The sequence below is a fragment of the Clostridium sp. AM22-11AC genome, assembly GCF_003473545.1.
GTDB lineage: Bacteria > Bacillota > Clostridia > Lachnospirales > Lachnospiraceae > Enterocloster.
Map to the genome: position 1 here is coordinate 17,715 of NZ_QUCM01000009.1, position 15,268 is coordinate 32,982.

The following is a 15,268-nucleotide window of genomic DNA, read 5'->3' on the forward strand; positions in this document are numbered from 1 at the left end:
GTGAGGTCTCAAAAATGGGAGAAATGGTTAAAGATCCAAATTGCGCATATTGTGTGGAAGGAGAACTGTTAGCTAAGTTTGGTTATCCTTGCTGTGAGATGAAGACAGGTAAGCTGTATGTATTCAAAGAGCAGAGCAAGAGAGGAAGAGTGATCTTAGCTCACAAGAAACATGTCAGCGAACTGATCGAACTGACTGATGAAGAGAGAAATGACTATTTTGCAGATGTTGCAAAAGTTGCCAGAGCCATCCACAAAGTATTTAACCCTGATAAGGTAAACTATGGTGCATACGGTGATACCGGACATCATTTACATTTCCACATTGTTCCAAAATACAAAGGTGGAGAAGAATGGGGCAGTACATTCGAGATGAACAGCGGCAAGACCATTCTTACAGATGCAGAATATGAGGAAATGGCTGAAGCGATCCGCCAGGCATTAAAGGAAGTCTAAAACAGAATAAAATTGAAACAGGATCCTGTTTCATAAAAATGAGAACTGCGGCCGAAACGGTGAGAGATCATCCAGGGCTTCAGTTCTCTTTTTATTTAGAAACCGTCAGGTTATACAGGTGCTTCTTTTTTCATATTTATGTTAAAGAAATAAATTGCAGAAGATCTGTAAAAGGGGAAGATATGAAAAAAAGAAGATGGATATGTATGTTTCTGCTGCTTCAGGTTCTGTGGTGCAGTATGACTGGGATGGCAGTATATGGGATGGAGCCGGATATTCCGGTATCAGCGGTTGTTTCAGGGCAGGCGCAGGCAGTTTCCATACAGGCACCTTCCGCTGTTTTAATGGAAGCATCCACAGGAAAGCTGTTGTTTGAGAAAGATGCAGACGAAAAGCGCAGTCCTGCCAGCGTGACCAAGGTAATGACACTGCTTCTGATCTTTGATGCTTTAAAAGCAGGCAAGATCCAGATGACGGACCAGGTGACCACCAGTGCATACGCAAAGTCCATGGGCGGTTCCCAGGTGTTTTTAGAAGAAGGAGAAGTACAGACCGTAGAAACACTGATCAAATGCATTGTGATCGCTTCCGGAAATGATGCTTCTGTTGCTATGGCAGAATATATTTCTGGGACAGAAGAGGCTTTTGTAGAAGAAATGAACAAACGGGCAGAGGGGCTGGGAATGACCAATACCCATTTTTCGGACTGCTGTGGCCTGACAGAAGATCCGGATCATCTGACCACAGCCAGGGACATTGCCCTTATGACCAGGGAACTGATCAACTGCTATCCTGAGATCCATAATTATTCCACCATCTGGATGGAAAATATCACTCATGTGACGAAGCAGGGAACCAAGGAATTTGGCCTTGCAAATACAAATAAGCTTCTGAAAATGGCAGCAGATTTCCAGGTAACCGGTTTAAAAACAGGTTCCACCTCCAGGGCAAAATACTGTCTTTCCGCTACTGCACAAAAAGACGGGATCCGCCTGATCGCCGTGATCATGGCAGCGCCGGATTATAAAGCACGTTTTTCTGATGCCAGAAATCTTTTAAGCTATGGTTATGCCAGATGCAGGCTTTATGAGGACAAAGAAAAAATGCCTCTTCCTGAGATGAAAGTTGCAGGAGGAGTGAAAGAAAACGTACTGCTGGAGGCAGAGGGAACCTTTACCTGGTTGAGCACAGAGGGGGAAGATCTGGGAAAGATCGAGAAAAAACTGGAACTGGCAGAGCAGATGGAAGCACCCTTAGCCAGGGGGGAACGTGCCGGCATGATCGCTTATTATATGGACGGGGAAAAGCTGGGAGAACTTCCGGTTGTGACGGCAGAAGCAGTAGAAAAGGCCGGATACATAGACCAGCTGCAGAAATTATTTGGAAAATGGGCGGGTTTTCGCAATAAGGCAGCATAAAGAAGCTGTTAAAATGCAGGAAATGACAGGGAAAACCTTTGACGGGAGCGGTTTTATACCATTATAATACCTTTCATATTATCATGATACCAGGGTCAAAATATAATCTACCCAGGCAAGAACGGTCACGTCAGAAGACAGGGACGTATGCAGGTGTGGGAAAAGTGAGTCTGGGAAACGGAAAGAGGTGGACCATGAACCAGATCTTACTGCTTACAGGGATCGTCATTGTGATCTGTATTCTGTCAGGACGGCTGATCGATAAACTGGGAGTTCCGTCATTACTTGCATTTATCCTTCTGGGAATGTGCTTTGGGGTAGATGGTATTTTTAAAATATCCTTTGATGAGTATCAGTTCAGTGAACTGATCTGTTCCGTCAGTCTTATTTTCATCATGTTTTATGGTGGTTTCGGAACGAATATTAAAGAAGCGGGGCCGGTGATCCCCAGGGCTGTTCTGCTTTCAACAGCCGGTGTTTTATTTACAGCCGGGATCACAGGACTGTTTATTCATCTGGCGTTAAAACTTCCTCTTCTTGAAAGTTTTTTAGTGGCATCTGTGATCGGTTCTACAGATGCAGCTTCTGTATTTAATATCCTCAGGTCAAAAAATCTGAATCTGAAAGAAAATACAGCCTCTTTACTGGAAATGGAGTCCGGTTCCAATGACCCTGTTTCCTATATGCTGACGGTGATCCTTACAGCAGTCCTCACAGGACAGTCTGTAAATGTAGGTTCCATGCTGGTTTTCCAGATCCTGTTCGGCATTGGCTGTGGTGTGTTTTTTGGAAAAGTCACAGCGTTTATTTTAAATAAAGTGGAATTTGATATTGCCCAGGGAAAAACCATTCTGGTATTTGCAACGGCTATACTGGCATATACAATTCCTTCCATGATCGGCGGAAATGGATATTTAAGTGTATATCTTTGCGGGATCCTGTTAGGAAATTCCTACCTTCCTCACAAGCGGGATATGGTGTTGTTTTTTGATGTGCTTACAGGTGTGGCACAGATGATGAGCTTTTTCCTGTTAGGACTTTTAGTAACTCCAAGCCAGCTGCCACAGGTGATCATTCCTTCTTTTGTGATCATGATCTTTCTTACCCTGGTTGGCCGTCCTGTGTCTGTAGCCGCACTTTTAGCTGGTTTTCGGGCATCTATCGGGCAGATGGGACTGGTGTCCTGGGCGGGACTTCGGGGTGTTGCTTCCATTGTTTTTGCAATCTATGTAGTGCTGCGCCAGGTCCCTTTAGGATATAACCTGTTTAACCTGGTATTTTGCATTGTACTGTTGTCCATTTCTATCCAGGGAACCCTGCTTCCATGGATCTCAGGAAAGTTGCAGATGATCGATGAAAATGCAGATGTGCGCCGTACATTTAATGACTATCAGGAAGAAGAGAGCATCAGCTTTGTAAAGTTTCATCTTTTTAGCCAGCATCCTTATGTGGGAAAATGTTTAAAAGAGATCACATTGCCGCCTAAACTGTTGGTTGTGGTGCTGATCCGGGGAAAAGAAGTGTTAGTTCCCAATGGAGATACCTGTTTGCAGGCAGGAGATCTGATGATCGCAGCGGCAGAGGAATTTGAAGACCGGAAAAATATGACGCTCCGCGAAATAACCGTGGATAAAAATCATAAATGGAAAGGAAGATCTTTAAGCCGTATCCCTATGCAGGCGGGAACTTTGATCGTTATGATACGAAGGGGAAAAGAAACTGTGATCCCTACAGGAAATACAGTGGTGTATGAAGGGGATGTGCTGGTACAGGCAAAATTTTAAAGTATTATGATCATCAAAGTGCTATGAAAAGGGCAGGTCTCATTGACTTGCTCTTTTTCTTATGTTATCCTAGTACCATCGGCGGGGAGATCTCCCTGTCAGATCTGTTTATTCTATTTATTTTTGGTCGTTTCAGACCGCAGTTTCACAAAAATTGTAAAAAAGTGAAAAAATGAAAAAGGAGGGGAAAGTTTGGATTAAAATATCAGGGGATTTTGCAACATTTCTAAAATTCAGATCATGGAAAAGATCAAACATCAAATCTAAACACATCACATCAGGACAAATCAGATCAAACACATCAAAACACATTCCAAAGGGGGAAAAACAATTGAATACGAAAATATGGAAACGAATGATGGCTGGCTTACTGGCAGGCGTCCTTATTTTTACAGGAATCCCGTTTTCTGCCTCTGCAGGTGAACCGCCTGTGCAGATGATCATCAGGGGAGATGCCTTTCAGAACAGGCAGATCAACATTTTCGGCCACAGTCACCGGTCGATCACCTGCTATTATGTAAATCCGGTGGAAGGACATGTACCGGCATTTTGCCTGCAGCCGGGAAAGAAACTTCCCAATCACACCCAGGCATCCTGGGAGAGGTACAGTGCGTCACCGGAAACCTCCGTACCGGTCATAGGAAGTTTTGATCGGTATCTGCCTATGACACTGGCTTATGAGTGGATGGTTTCAGGAAATTATTATGATAAGACCCGGTATGCCATGGTGCAGACTTATTTCTGGGGCTGTCTGGCAGGTTTTGAGCAGGACTGGGATATCCAGGAAGAGACCATGAAAAAACTGGAATGGGCTATAAGAGACGGAAGGGTTCTCTCCCTGTTTCATGAAATGAGGTCGGTAGTGGAAAAGGGCCTGGAAGAATATGAGTCGAATAGCGGAAGCAGTCTTCCTGCCTGGAATGGCCGTAAGGAAAATATGATCTTAAAAGACGGTCATTATGAGCTGACCTTAGATCTTAGTTCCTGTCCCCAGCTTAAAAACGCAAACTGGCAGTTCCCGGATAAAAACTGGAGTTTTACACAGGGACCAGGGGAAAATGAGATCACATTTCTTTATACAGGAGAAGAACCTTCCGGACGGATCAGCGCAGGAAACGTGGAAGGCTTGGATGACCGGTATTATGCCTATATCTTTTATCCGGGAGAGTCTTATCAGATGCAGATGGGCTGGCTGGATATGCAGCGTCCCCAGGCAGAAGTATGGTTTGAAACAGGAAAGGGGAGTGTCCAGGGCGGTCAGATGCAGCCTTTAGAACGGTTCCGCCACAGGGAAGTTTTTGAGGCAGATTACAAAATAGATCTGGAAAAATATTGTGCAGAAACAGGACAGCCTCTTGCAGGAGCGGATTTTCAGGTATGGGAAAGTTTTGACCATTCCCAGATCAATGAACATGGCTATGAAGAAGGGGAGCCGGACGGAACGACAGGTCAGGTTTACAGTAACTGTATGTCCCCGGAACCGGAAGAAGAATGGCTGTGTGACGTGATCACCACCGACGAAGAAGGAAAGGCTTTTCATAAAGATATCCGCAATTACAATTACAGCAAAACCTACTGTATGGGCCATCCGGCGCCGGAATGGATCGAATGTGATCACGAAGGAGATGGCGGTGATGGAGAAGACGGGGAAGGCGAAGAGGAAGAATGTAACTGTGAAGAAGAAAATGAACGTCTCAGGGAGCAGTGGCTTGAGGAACAGGAACTGTGTGAAGCTTCCAGCGATTTCCATGTATCCAATGAGGATGAAGAGGACCATGAACAGAGTACAGAAGCAATGGAAGCCATGTTAGAGGACCGGGATGAAACCTATGAAAATTTTATTGCCCTGGAGTATGGCTATACATTAACAGAGAAAAAGGCCAGAACCGGCTATATGGTCCACGGGACACACAGGGAAGATTTTGAAATCGAGAAAATAACAGTGGCTTCCGCCCAGGCACAGAGAAATACAGCAGGAAAGGAAGGTACAGGAAGAGAAGATCCGCAATCAGAGGTGTATCTGGGGGAAAATACGCAGCTGCAGTTTCATCCCGCTCCACAAAAAAAAGAAAAGAAAAACGGATATGCTTATGAAACCGGAGCGCAGGAAGAAAGATCAGCAGAGGAACTTAGAACGATCCATGAAGTGAAGCTGACCGAAGATATTTATGAAGAAGAGGAAGATGACGAGGATGAGATCTGGGATGACCGGGCAACGGAAAGTAATGCAAAGATAAGCAGGACAACAGCAAATACGGCAACAGAAAGCAAAGCAACCGCAAGTGATGCAGCAGAAGATAACGCAGTTGTAGCTGCTGCCACTGCATCGAACGCAAAGAAGGATCTGGAAACGACAGAACAATATATTTATACAAGAGAAGAAATTTCCCTGGAACCGATTTCTTTATGGGAGTCTTTACGGGAAAATGTATGGAATTCTGTAAAAGCAATCTTTTTTTCCTCAGAAGACGATGATGATTTTGAGGGGATAACAGCATTTCTTCCTGATTTTCAGGATGATGATCTGGGAGAGATGGATGTTTCCTGTTTTGGTGATCCATCGAATTCCCTTTACTGTTTTAAAGTCTGGGACCACCGCACAGAAGGAAGGATCTATATAAATAAACGGGATCTGCATCTTTATGAAAAGGACCAGGAAGAAAGCTATGGCCGGACCCAGGGAGACGGAACTTTAGAAGGTGCTGTATATGGCCTTTTTGCAGCCGCAGACATTGTACATCCGGATGGAAGATCCGGTGTGATCTACCAGAAAGATGATCTGACAGCCGTGGCAGCAACAGATCAGGATGGTAATGCCTCATTTTTTGCATACACGGAGGTCCCGCATACAGTAGTAAAAGAAGATGGGACCATTGAGGCACCGGAAAATTTCCTGGGGCCGGAAACCTTATATAACGGCAGTACCATTAATTCTTCTGATCATGGATTTGGAAGCTATACCTATCCGGACAGAAAGGAAGAAAATGGAAATTCCTGGATCGGAAGACCGCTGCTGATGGGAAGTTATTATGTGAAAGAACTAAGCCGGTCAGAGGGATATGAACTGTCTGTAACAGGAAAGAACCTGGTGGAGACGAACCGGGGGTCAGGAGAAGAAAATGTAGTGCGAAAGGCAGGGCAGGTACAGGTAAGCGCAGGTCTGTCTGAGCATAACAGTATGGAAGCAGACGGTTCCTGGAATGATTTTACAGTAGAAGCATTTGGAACAGAAAAAGGGTATGAGATCACAGTTTCCGGTTATCCGGAAAATACAAAGTTTTACCGTTTAAGTTCACAGGAGCAGAGGGAAAATTTAAAACAGATCACAGGAATGGAAAAAATTCCCAAAATGGATCATTTGGGAAATCCTGTATATGAAAAGGCAAAAGGCGGAGAATTAAAACGGGATCTTAATGGCAATCCTGTTTTAAAAGCAGATGCGGGGGAAGACGAAAAAGTACCTGCATCTGAGACTGTGCCCTATCATTTCCGGACAGCCCCTTATATAAAAGGAGAAGCAAAACCGGAAGATCTGTCTAAATGGGATGAAGACCTGGATCCTGATTATGTGATGGAACAGGCACAGGCAATGCTTATGCAGTTAGGCTATAAAGAAGCTGACGGGGAAGGGGCACCATGGGTTTCTATAAATCTGGATTCTATGAATGGAAAGGCCGTAGAACAGATCCTTGACTGGTATACAGAACACAGTTTTTATAATATGGCCGCCGTTTCTGAGATAAAGGAAGAAGAGGGACAGTGGCAGGCAAAACTTTTTTATGACTATTCTGGAAATACAGAAGCAGGATCTGCAGTTTATGACCGGGCAGACGGACAGCTTTATGTGAAAAAAGAAAGGGAAAATGGTCATTACTGGATCTGCATTCCCAAAGGAAAATTCCGTTTAAGCAGTCATACCGCTTACATAAAAGAAAAATGGGAATATGTGGAAGATGAGCTTAAATTAATTTATGAGCCTGTTTATGAACGGTATGAAGAAGGAGAGGTTCTTTTAGATCCAAACGGAGTACCGATCCAGGAAATGGAACAGGTCCCCATTTTTGAAGAACGGGAAACCACGTATGTGACTACGAAAGAGGAGCCGGTAGAGGCTTTCTGGGATCCTGAAAAAAGAGAGTATCATATTTTGGTGGAAAATGAAACAGACTGGTCCGTGGAAAAAGAAGAGGTAGAAGAAACGTTCCGTGCAGTGACCGGACAAACCACCATTTCTATAAATGGAAAAGAGGTTCCTTATAATCAGTATCTGGTATCCATGGGAGCAGCTGTGGATGTAGAAGCAGAACAGGAAGAAACAGATCCTGGAAGTTTTGTAAAATATGTTCATCTGGCATATCCTGGTCAGAACCAGACAGTTCAGGATGGTGGAACAGAAAAAGAACCGGTTCAGGTTTTGGAACGGGCGATCCGGCAGCCGGTACGCATTACCAAACACATTTCCCAGTCTTCTTATGAAAATGTAAATACCTACGGTTCTGTGCATAATGATCCAGTCACTACCTTTTTAGGCTTATTCCGTAAAAATGGATCTGCAGAAGGCCGGAAACTTTTAGATCAGTTTTCATTCAGGATCTACCTGAAGCAAAATCTTTTAAACATTTATGTGGATGATGAGGGAAAGATCCTGTCAGAAGATATCAGTTCACCAGCTTATAAGGAGCTGGTACAGACTATTTATCTGCCGCCGGAAGATGCAGAAAACAGGGGTCATCAGCTGATGGAAAGAAATGAGGATGGCAGCTGCAATTACCGGAAATTTTTTGACGCAATGGAAGGCGCAGAAAAGAAGAAGGGCGGTATTTATCCCAAAGAGGTACTGACCCAGTTTGCCCTGGATCATTATGATATAAGATCCTATAAGGAAGAGATCTTAAAAGACCGGCCATATATGGACAGTGACAGGGCATACAAACAGGCTTTAGACCAGGCGAGAAAAGAAGCAGCCCGTTATCTGGATCAGTTTACAGGGTTAAAAGAGCGTCTGTCTATTGAATGGGAACGGGATGCAAATGGCGGTACGGATGGTAACAGGAAGACCATCCAGTGTAACCAGAGAAATGGAAAAGACGATTATTATGAGTATTCCATTCCTCTCCCGTATGGTGAATATGTGATCGAAGAGCAGATGCCTTCTGATCTGGAAAAAGAACTGGCAAACAGGCATTATAAGATTGAGGAACCAAGGGAGATCACACTGCCCTTTGTGCCGGAGATCATACGAAATGAGGATACCGGGGAAGAAACGGTTTTAGATGAGATCGGCAGTGCCTATTTTCGTTATCACAGTAGTGACAGTCCGGATGAACTGATCCGCAAATACAAGATCCGCTTTAATGAAGAGGACCGGAAGATCCTGGCAGATGGTATAGATGGTTCCTTTGCCATTTATCCTTATGGGCTTGATAAAGATATTTTGCCGGAATACAGTACGGGAACTATTTCACAAAGTGAGGATCATGTAATTTTAGATGGTGTGATCTATGACGGAAGTGAACGGGAAAATGGCCAGATGGAAATATGTGACCAGGTTCCTGGTATGAAGGGGAAAAATACTGCCATTGAGGGCAAATTTGCGCCGATGCTGGTACCGTGGAGCATCCTGACACCGGAATATGACCGAATCAACCCGGATACGGGAAATATAGAAACCTTACAGCCTGGGGGAAGCGGTGCCGGATTTAATTATATTGCATTTGCCCAGGAAGATTTTGAAAATACCTATTTTAATTCAAGGCTGCGGATCGAAAAGATCGACAGTGAAACAGGGGAAAATCTGATCCATGAGGGAGCTTTATTCCGCATTTATGCTGCAAAGCGGGATGCACAGAAAAACGGGATAAACAGTGTGACCGGAACCGGACAGGTGCTGTTTGGACCGGCAGAGGATGCAGAAGGAAATAAGGTTGTGGACGCAGATGGAAAGGAGATCCTTTATCCGAGAGTGGGGCAGGACAATGGTTCACAGGATGATCTTCCTGTGAAGTTAGACCAGGATGGGGTCCCTCTTTATGATGAAACCCAGCGGATCAGCCAGGTGGATGAAACCGGCACAGAGAGAGGGATATTCCGCTCTTTTACTACACTGCGGGAAGTCTTGATCCATGGAAAGCTGGAAAAACTCCCTGTGGGATACATTGAAACGCCCAGACCTTTAGGGGCAGGTGCCTATGTCCTGGTAGAAGTACAGGCACCGGAAGGTTACGTAAAAAGCCGTCCGGTTGCTTTTGAAGTTTATGGGAACGAAGTATCCTATTATAAGGAAAACGTGTACAGAGACGGTACAACAGATGGATATGAACGGAAAACAGCTGCAAACTATGAGTATGCCATTCCGGTAACGGGAGATGGAAATAAAAATGCTTACGAAACAGTCAGCCAGATCCCGGTGGAAAATTATCCTTCTGTAATGCGGATCCGGAAAGTAGAGGATGGCGATTCCCTGGTTGGAAATGAAAATGGCCTGTTAAAAACGGATGCTTTAGGCCAGGAAGAAACAAGCGGCGGCCTGGAAGAAGATATATGGGTAAATGACAGAGGAGATGAAATCATTTACCAGGTATATGGAAGAAAGGAGAAGTTAGAAGAAAGAGGAGATGTAAGAGAGATCCATTTTGACCGGGAACTGGGGACATGGACCGGGAAAGTAACAAAGAAAATGGATTTCTGTTCAGAAGAGATCATAGAAGGTGCAGAAAAAGAACTAAAAGCAATGGAAGGAGTAAAACTCCTTTATGACCGGAAGGGGGAATTTACAGGAAAAGGGATCCGTTTTAAAGTAACGGTCTCAGGAGCAACACTGGCTTTATACCAGGGACTCTGGATGGAAAAAGAAGAGGACGGAAGTTATAAGGGAGTAACAGCTGAAGTTCAGGATGGTAAAACCATAAAGATCACTGCTTCTGAAACAGGAAGCAGGCGGCAGATCCTGGAGACAGGAAAAGATGCCGGTCCTGCCGGGCTTGCTATATGGCAGGATGAGAAGGTGGAAAACCAGCCGGAAGATCTGTATTTTTATGATCTGGACCAGTTAAACGAAGAAGGGCGCCTGGAGAGGACAGAGGACAAGTCTGTATACAAAGTATTAGATGAACGGGGAAACTTCATCTGTTATGCAGACGTAAAAACAGGAATGGCCTTTGTATACGATGATCATGAACGGATCATGGCTTACATTGCAGATGAAACGGGAGAAAAGAAGCTGGTTTATTCTGTCCAGGTCTATAAGGACAAGAATGGGGAGTCTGTTTATAAGGAAAAACGTTCTGTAGATGATGAAAATGGTCTGCCTGTTTACGATAAACAGGGGCATTTCACAACAAAGGAGGAACGCTGGACCAGTGACAACAGCACAGACTCCAAAGGGGAAGCAGAGCGAAGAGGCGGCCTTCATGAGATTAAGCGCCTGCCTTTTGGGGCCTATATCCTTCAGGAAGAACAGGTTCCGTTTGAACAGGGCTATGTGCAGGCACCTTATCAGGGAATTCTTTTTAAAGACAGCATAGAGCCTCAGGAATATTTCCATTCCAATGCCTTTACAAGGGCAGCTTTCGCCAAGGTAGACACCCGTACACAGGAAGAGATCAAAGGGGCTGTGATGACGTTTTATGAGGCTGCGACAGATGAAGCGGGAAGGATATTAACAGATGAAGACGGAATTTATCTGCCTGGAAAGAAATATGCTTCCTGGGTCAGCGGTTATGCCTGTGACGATCAAGGCAATGTGAAAACAGATGAGGAAGGAAACCGGATCGAAACAAAAAAACCTCACTGGATCGATCATATTCCGGTAGGGGAGTATGTATTAGAAGAAACAGAGTGCCCGTATCTGCAGGGCTATGTGCAGAGAAAACGGCAGAATATCCAGATTTTGGAAACAGAACATGTACAGTCTTTTACTATGGAAGATGATTTTACAGCTGCAGAGATCCGCAAGGAGGATGGAAAGACGGGAGAACTTCTCTATGAAGACAGTCTGGCAAAACTGGTCCTTTACCAGGTGCCGGAAGGAGAAGAAGATAAGCCGTTAGCGGATCTTATGGGAGAAGATAATAAGTTGTTAGACTTTGAACGGGCCGGTTTTAAAGAATGGATGGAAATATGGGCTACAGGAAGAGAAGAAGCAGACGCTGCCGGCTTAAATCCCATTGCAAAATACGATCATCGGTGGGAGAATGTGCCGGGTACGCTTAAAGGCAGGTATTGCTTTACAGAAGAAGGAACGGTACGGTTTGAATATCTTCCTGTGGGATCTTACATTCTTGCAGAAAAAGAAACGCCTTCCGGTTATGCCACAGCGGATCCAATTTTATTTGAGATCACAGATACCGGTCATTTGGAAAAAATCCATCAGGTGGTTATGAAAGATGAACCTTTGAGTCTTGTGGTCAGCAAGAATACGATTACCGGAGGAAAAGAAGTAGCAGGAGCAAAGCTGGGAATCTATCCGGTGGATGAAGAGGGCACAGTCAGCGAAAAGCCGCTGCTTTTGCATATTCCGGAGGAAGAAGGGCGTTACAGGGATGAGGAAGCCATATGGTTTTCCGGAACTGATGGAGTGTATACAGAAGAAGAGAATGAAAATGGGGAACTGCCAGAAGGATTTGAAGTGGGAGATCTGAAACCACATCTGATCGAATACATTCCTGTTGGTTCTTATATTTTAAGAGAAGAAATGACGCCTTATGGATTTTTACAGTCTGTGGATATCCCATTTGTAATAGAAGATACCAGAGAGATCCAGAAAAAGGAGATGCAGGATGAAATACCAGAAGGCAGGCTGACGGTGATCAAACATGATGCAGATGATGCAGATCAGGTTTTAGAGGGAGCAGAATTTGAACTCTTTAACCAGACCTTGGGCATATCCTGTGAAAAGCAAATAACGGATGAAATGGGGAAAACTCAGTTTTCTTCCCAGCCTATTGGCTGCCTGGATCAGGAAGGAAAATTCAGTTCTTATGATTATCTGGTAAAGGAAACAAAAGCAGCGCCGGGACATATGCTTTCTGAAAAAACGCTGGAATTCCAGTTTGAATATAAAGATGAAAAAACACCTTTGATAGAGCTTACTTATGACCCGGTAAATGACAGCAACCGTGCACTGGTGAAAAAGCTTTTAAGGGATACAGAAGAGTATCTGGAAGGTGCTGTTTTGAGACTGGAACGGGAAGAAAAGGTAATTTTGGAACCGGATGAAAGAGGTGATCAGGGCGAAAGTCAGAAGAAAGATCAGAAAAAATATCAGGCGAAAGATCAGATGAAAGAGGAGAAGACCTGGGTAGTAGTAGAAACATGGATCACAGGAAAGCAGCCCCATCTGATCAAAGGACTTACAGCCGGAGATTACAGACTGGTGGAAGAAAAAGCACCGACTGGATTTACGAAATCAGAAGAACCGGTGTATTTTACCATTACAGATGGAATGACAGAAATACCGGAGATTACACTGCGCAATTATGGCACCATTATATCCGTAGAAAAAAGAGAAGCCAGTTCAGAAAAACTTCTTTCCGGCGCAAAGCTGGAACTGGTATGCAAAGATACCATGGAAGTGATCAGCCAATGGATATCAGACCAGGAAAATGGTCAGGTATTTAACGGTCTGGAATCGGGAACTTATATCATCAGGGAAATAGAAGCACCGGCCGGATATGAGAAGGGCAAAGAAATGGAGATCCGGATCTTAGACCAGGCAGAAACAGTGCAGGAGTTTGTTTTCTATAACAGCCGGATCCGTTCATCTGGCGGAGGCGGAAGTCATACAGTGCCAAAGAAACTGTATATTTCCTTTAAAAAGACAGATGAAAAGGGAGAACCTCTTGCAGGAGCTGTGTTTGCATTTTATGACCAGACAGGACGATTGGCAAAGATAGCAGAAAGTGGCCCAGATGGAATGTTCAAGATCATTTGCCCGCCAAATGGAACTTATATTTTCAAAGAGATAAAAGCACCGGATGGTTATGAACTGAGTCAGGAACTGTATCATTTTACAGTAGAAAAGGATCAGACTGTAAAAGGTGTATTTGAGATCAAAAATGAAAAGATACAGAAAAAGACAAAAGGAAGGATCCAGGCTTTTTACCAGGTAAAAGGAAGAAATGGGAACTTTAAGGGCTTAAATGGAAAATATTCCGGCAGCAGTGTTAAGACAGGAGACAACAGTCAGATTGGATGGATCCTGTTGGTGACATGTGTGTGTCTGGCAGGGGCTGGCTGGTGTTTTTCTGATAGCAGCCGAAAAAGAAAAAAGATGGTTTTGTTTCTGGGACTTGTGATGGGTGCAGTGAGCCTGTTTGCATTCAGTGCAATGGCCCAGGAACAGGATGCAAATCTCTATGATGAAAGCTTTTATGCATCCCAGGAGATCATTTACAAAAAGATGGAAGGAGTGGATACAGTACCGGAGACTGCCTGGGTCCAGGTAAAGGACCGGACAACGGGAAGAAAAACAAAGCGGATCCTGCCTTTAGAACAGTTCAGCTGTTTTAATGAGCACTGGGAAGATGGGCTGGAGATCACGATAGAACAGGAAAAGGAATTTCAGAATGAGATAACAGAAGCAGAAATATTAGACGAAGCGGGTTTACCCGCTTCGGACTATGAGATCACACAGATCGAGAAAGGAGAAGATGGAAAACTGGTTGCCAGGGGCAGAAAAAAGGTATTTGACTGCAGGGCAGTATACAGTGGGCTGATCGCAGAGAAAGATTGGGACAGGGAAGAAATGCCGGATACGGATCTGAAAAGAGAATGGGAACAGGATGTAGAATTAAAACCAGCTGTCACAGGATCAAAGTTTGTAGGAAAAATGGTTCTGGCAGTGGTAACCGGCAGCTGTGTCGGTATTGGCGCCTACTGGATCCTGAAAAAGGGAAAGTTAAATAAAGCAAGTTTAAAGATCAGGGAAAAGCGCCGGATCTTAGGGATAATTCTTTTGACAGGAGCTGCAGCCGGAATAGTCTATACCGGAAATACAGTAAGAAAGTATCGTCTGGCTGCCGAAAAATACGAAAGTATCCGCAGGGAGGTACAGAAAACAGAAACTTCTTATGCCCAGGACCATTCTGGTACGTCTATAGATGAAATAACAATAGAGGAAGCAAAGTTAAAAGAGATCAATCCGGATTATAATTGCTGGATCCGTATTCCGGGAACGTCCATTGATTATCCAGCTGTCTGGGGAAAAGATGACAAATATTATTTAGATCATGGGTTTAACGGGGAAAAGCAGTCAGGAGGAACAATCTTTGCGGACAGCCAGAACATTCCTTTTGTATCAGCCAATACCATTTTTTATGGACATAACATGAAGGATGGTTCTATGTTTGGTGATCTGAAAAAATACAGGGATCCCGGATTTTTAAAGGAACATCCCAATGTAGAGATCTTTTATCAGGGGCAATGGATCACCTGCCCCATTATCCTGGCAAAAGTAACAGATGAGACAGATGGAACACCTTATCAAAAAGGAGAAAGAAAGATACTGACCTTATCCACCTGTTATGGAACCAGTAAACGGATGATCCTTCAGGCACTTATTCCGGTTGCGGGGGGAATGAATTGACAAGAAATTTGCTGGACAGTATAATTA

The 15,268-nt window shown here is 44.2% G+C and carries 4 protein-coding genes; all 4 read left to right on the plus strand.

Annotation, left to right across the window (positions count from 1 at the left end; all coding sequences use genetic code 11):
• Nucleotides 1–14 precede the first annotated feature (14 nt).
• Nucleotides 15–455, plus strand: a complete 441-nt coding sequence (locus DW251_RS10065; RefSeq protein ID WP_021869102.1) for an HIT family protein — start codon at nucleotides 15–17, stop codon at nucleotides 453–455.
• Nucleotides 456–718: 263 nt separating this feature from the next.
• Nucleotides 719–1,873, plus strand: a complete 1,155-nt coding sequence (locus DW251_RS10070; protein WP_243034921.1) for a D-alanyl-D-alanine carboxypeptidase family protein — start codon at nucleotides 719–721, stop codon at nucleotides 1,871–1,873.
• A 194-nt stretch (nucleotides 1,874–2,067) separates the two neighbouring features.
• Nucleotides 2,068–3,657, plus strand: a complete 1,590-nt coding sequence (locus tag DW251_RS10075; protein WP_118300956.1) for a potassium/proton antiporter — start codon at nucleotides 2,068–2,070, stop codon at nucleotides 3,655–3,657.
• Between the two features lie 331 nt (nucleotides 3,658–3,988).
• On the plus strand, nucleotides 3,989–15,241 hold the full coding sequence (locus tag DW251_RS10080) for a class B sortase (protein ID WP_243034918.1): 11,253 nt from the start codon (nucleotides 3,989–3,991) through the stop codon (nucleotides 15,239–15,241).
• Nucleotides 15,242–15,268 lie beyond the last annotated feature (27 nt).

Bases quoted from the DNA above. Each gene is read 5' to 3' on its own strand.
- DW251_RS10065 (WP_021869102.1), top strand. From the start codon at position 15: ATGGGAGAAATGGTTAAAGATCCAAATTGCGCATATTGTGTGGAAGGA.
- DW251_RS10070 (WP_243034921.1), top strand. From the start codon at position 719: ATGGAGCCGGATATTCCGGTATCAGCGGTTGTTTCAGGGCAGGCGCAG.
- DW251_RS10075 (WP_118300956.1), top strand. From the start codon at position 2,068: ATGAACCAGATCTTACTGCTTACAGGGATCGTCATTGTGATCTGTATT.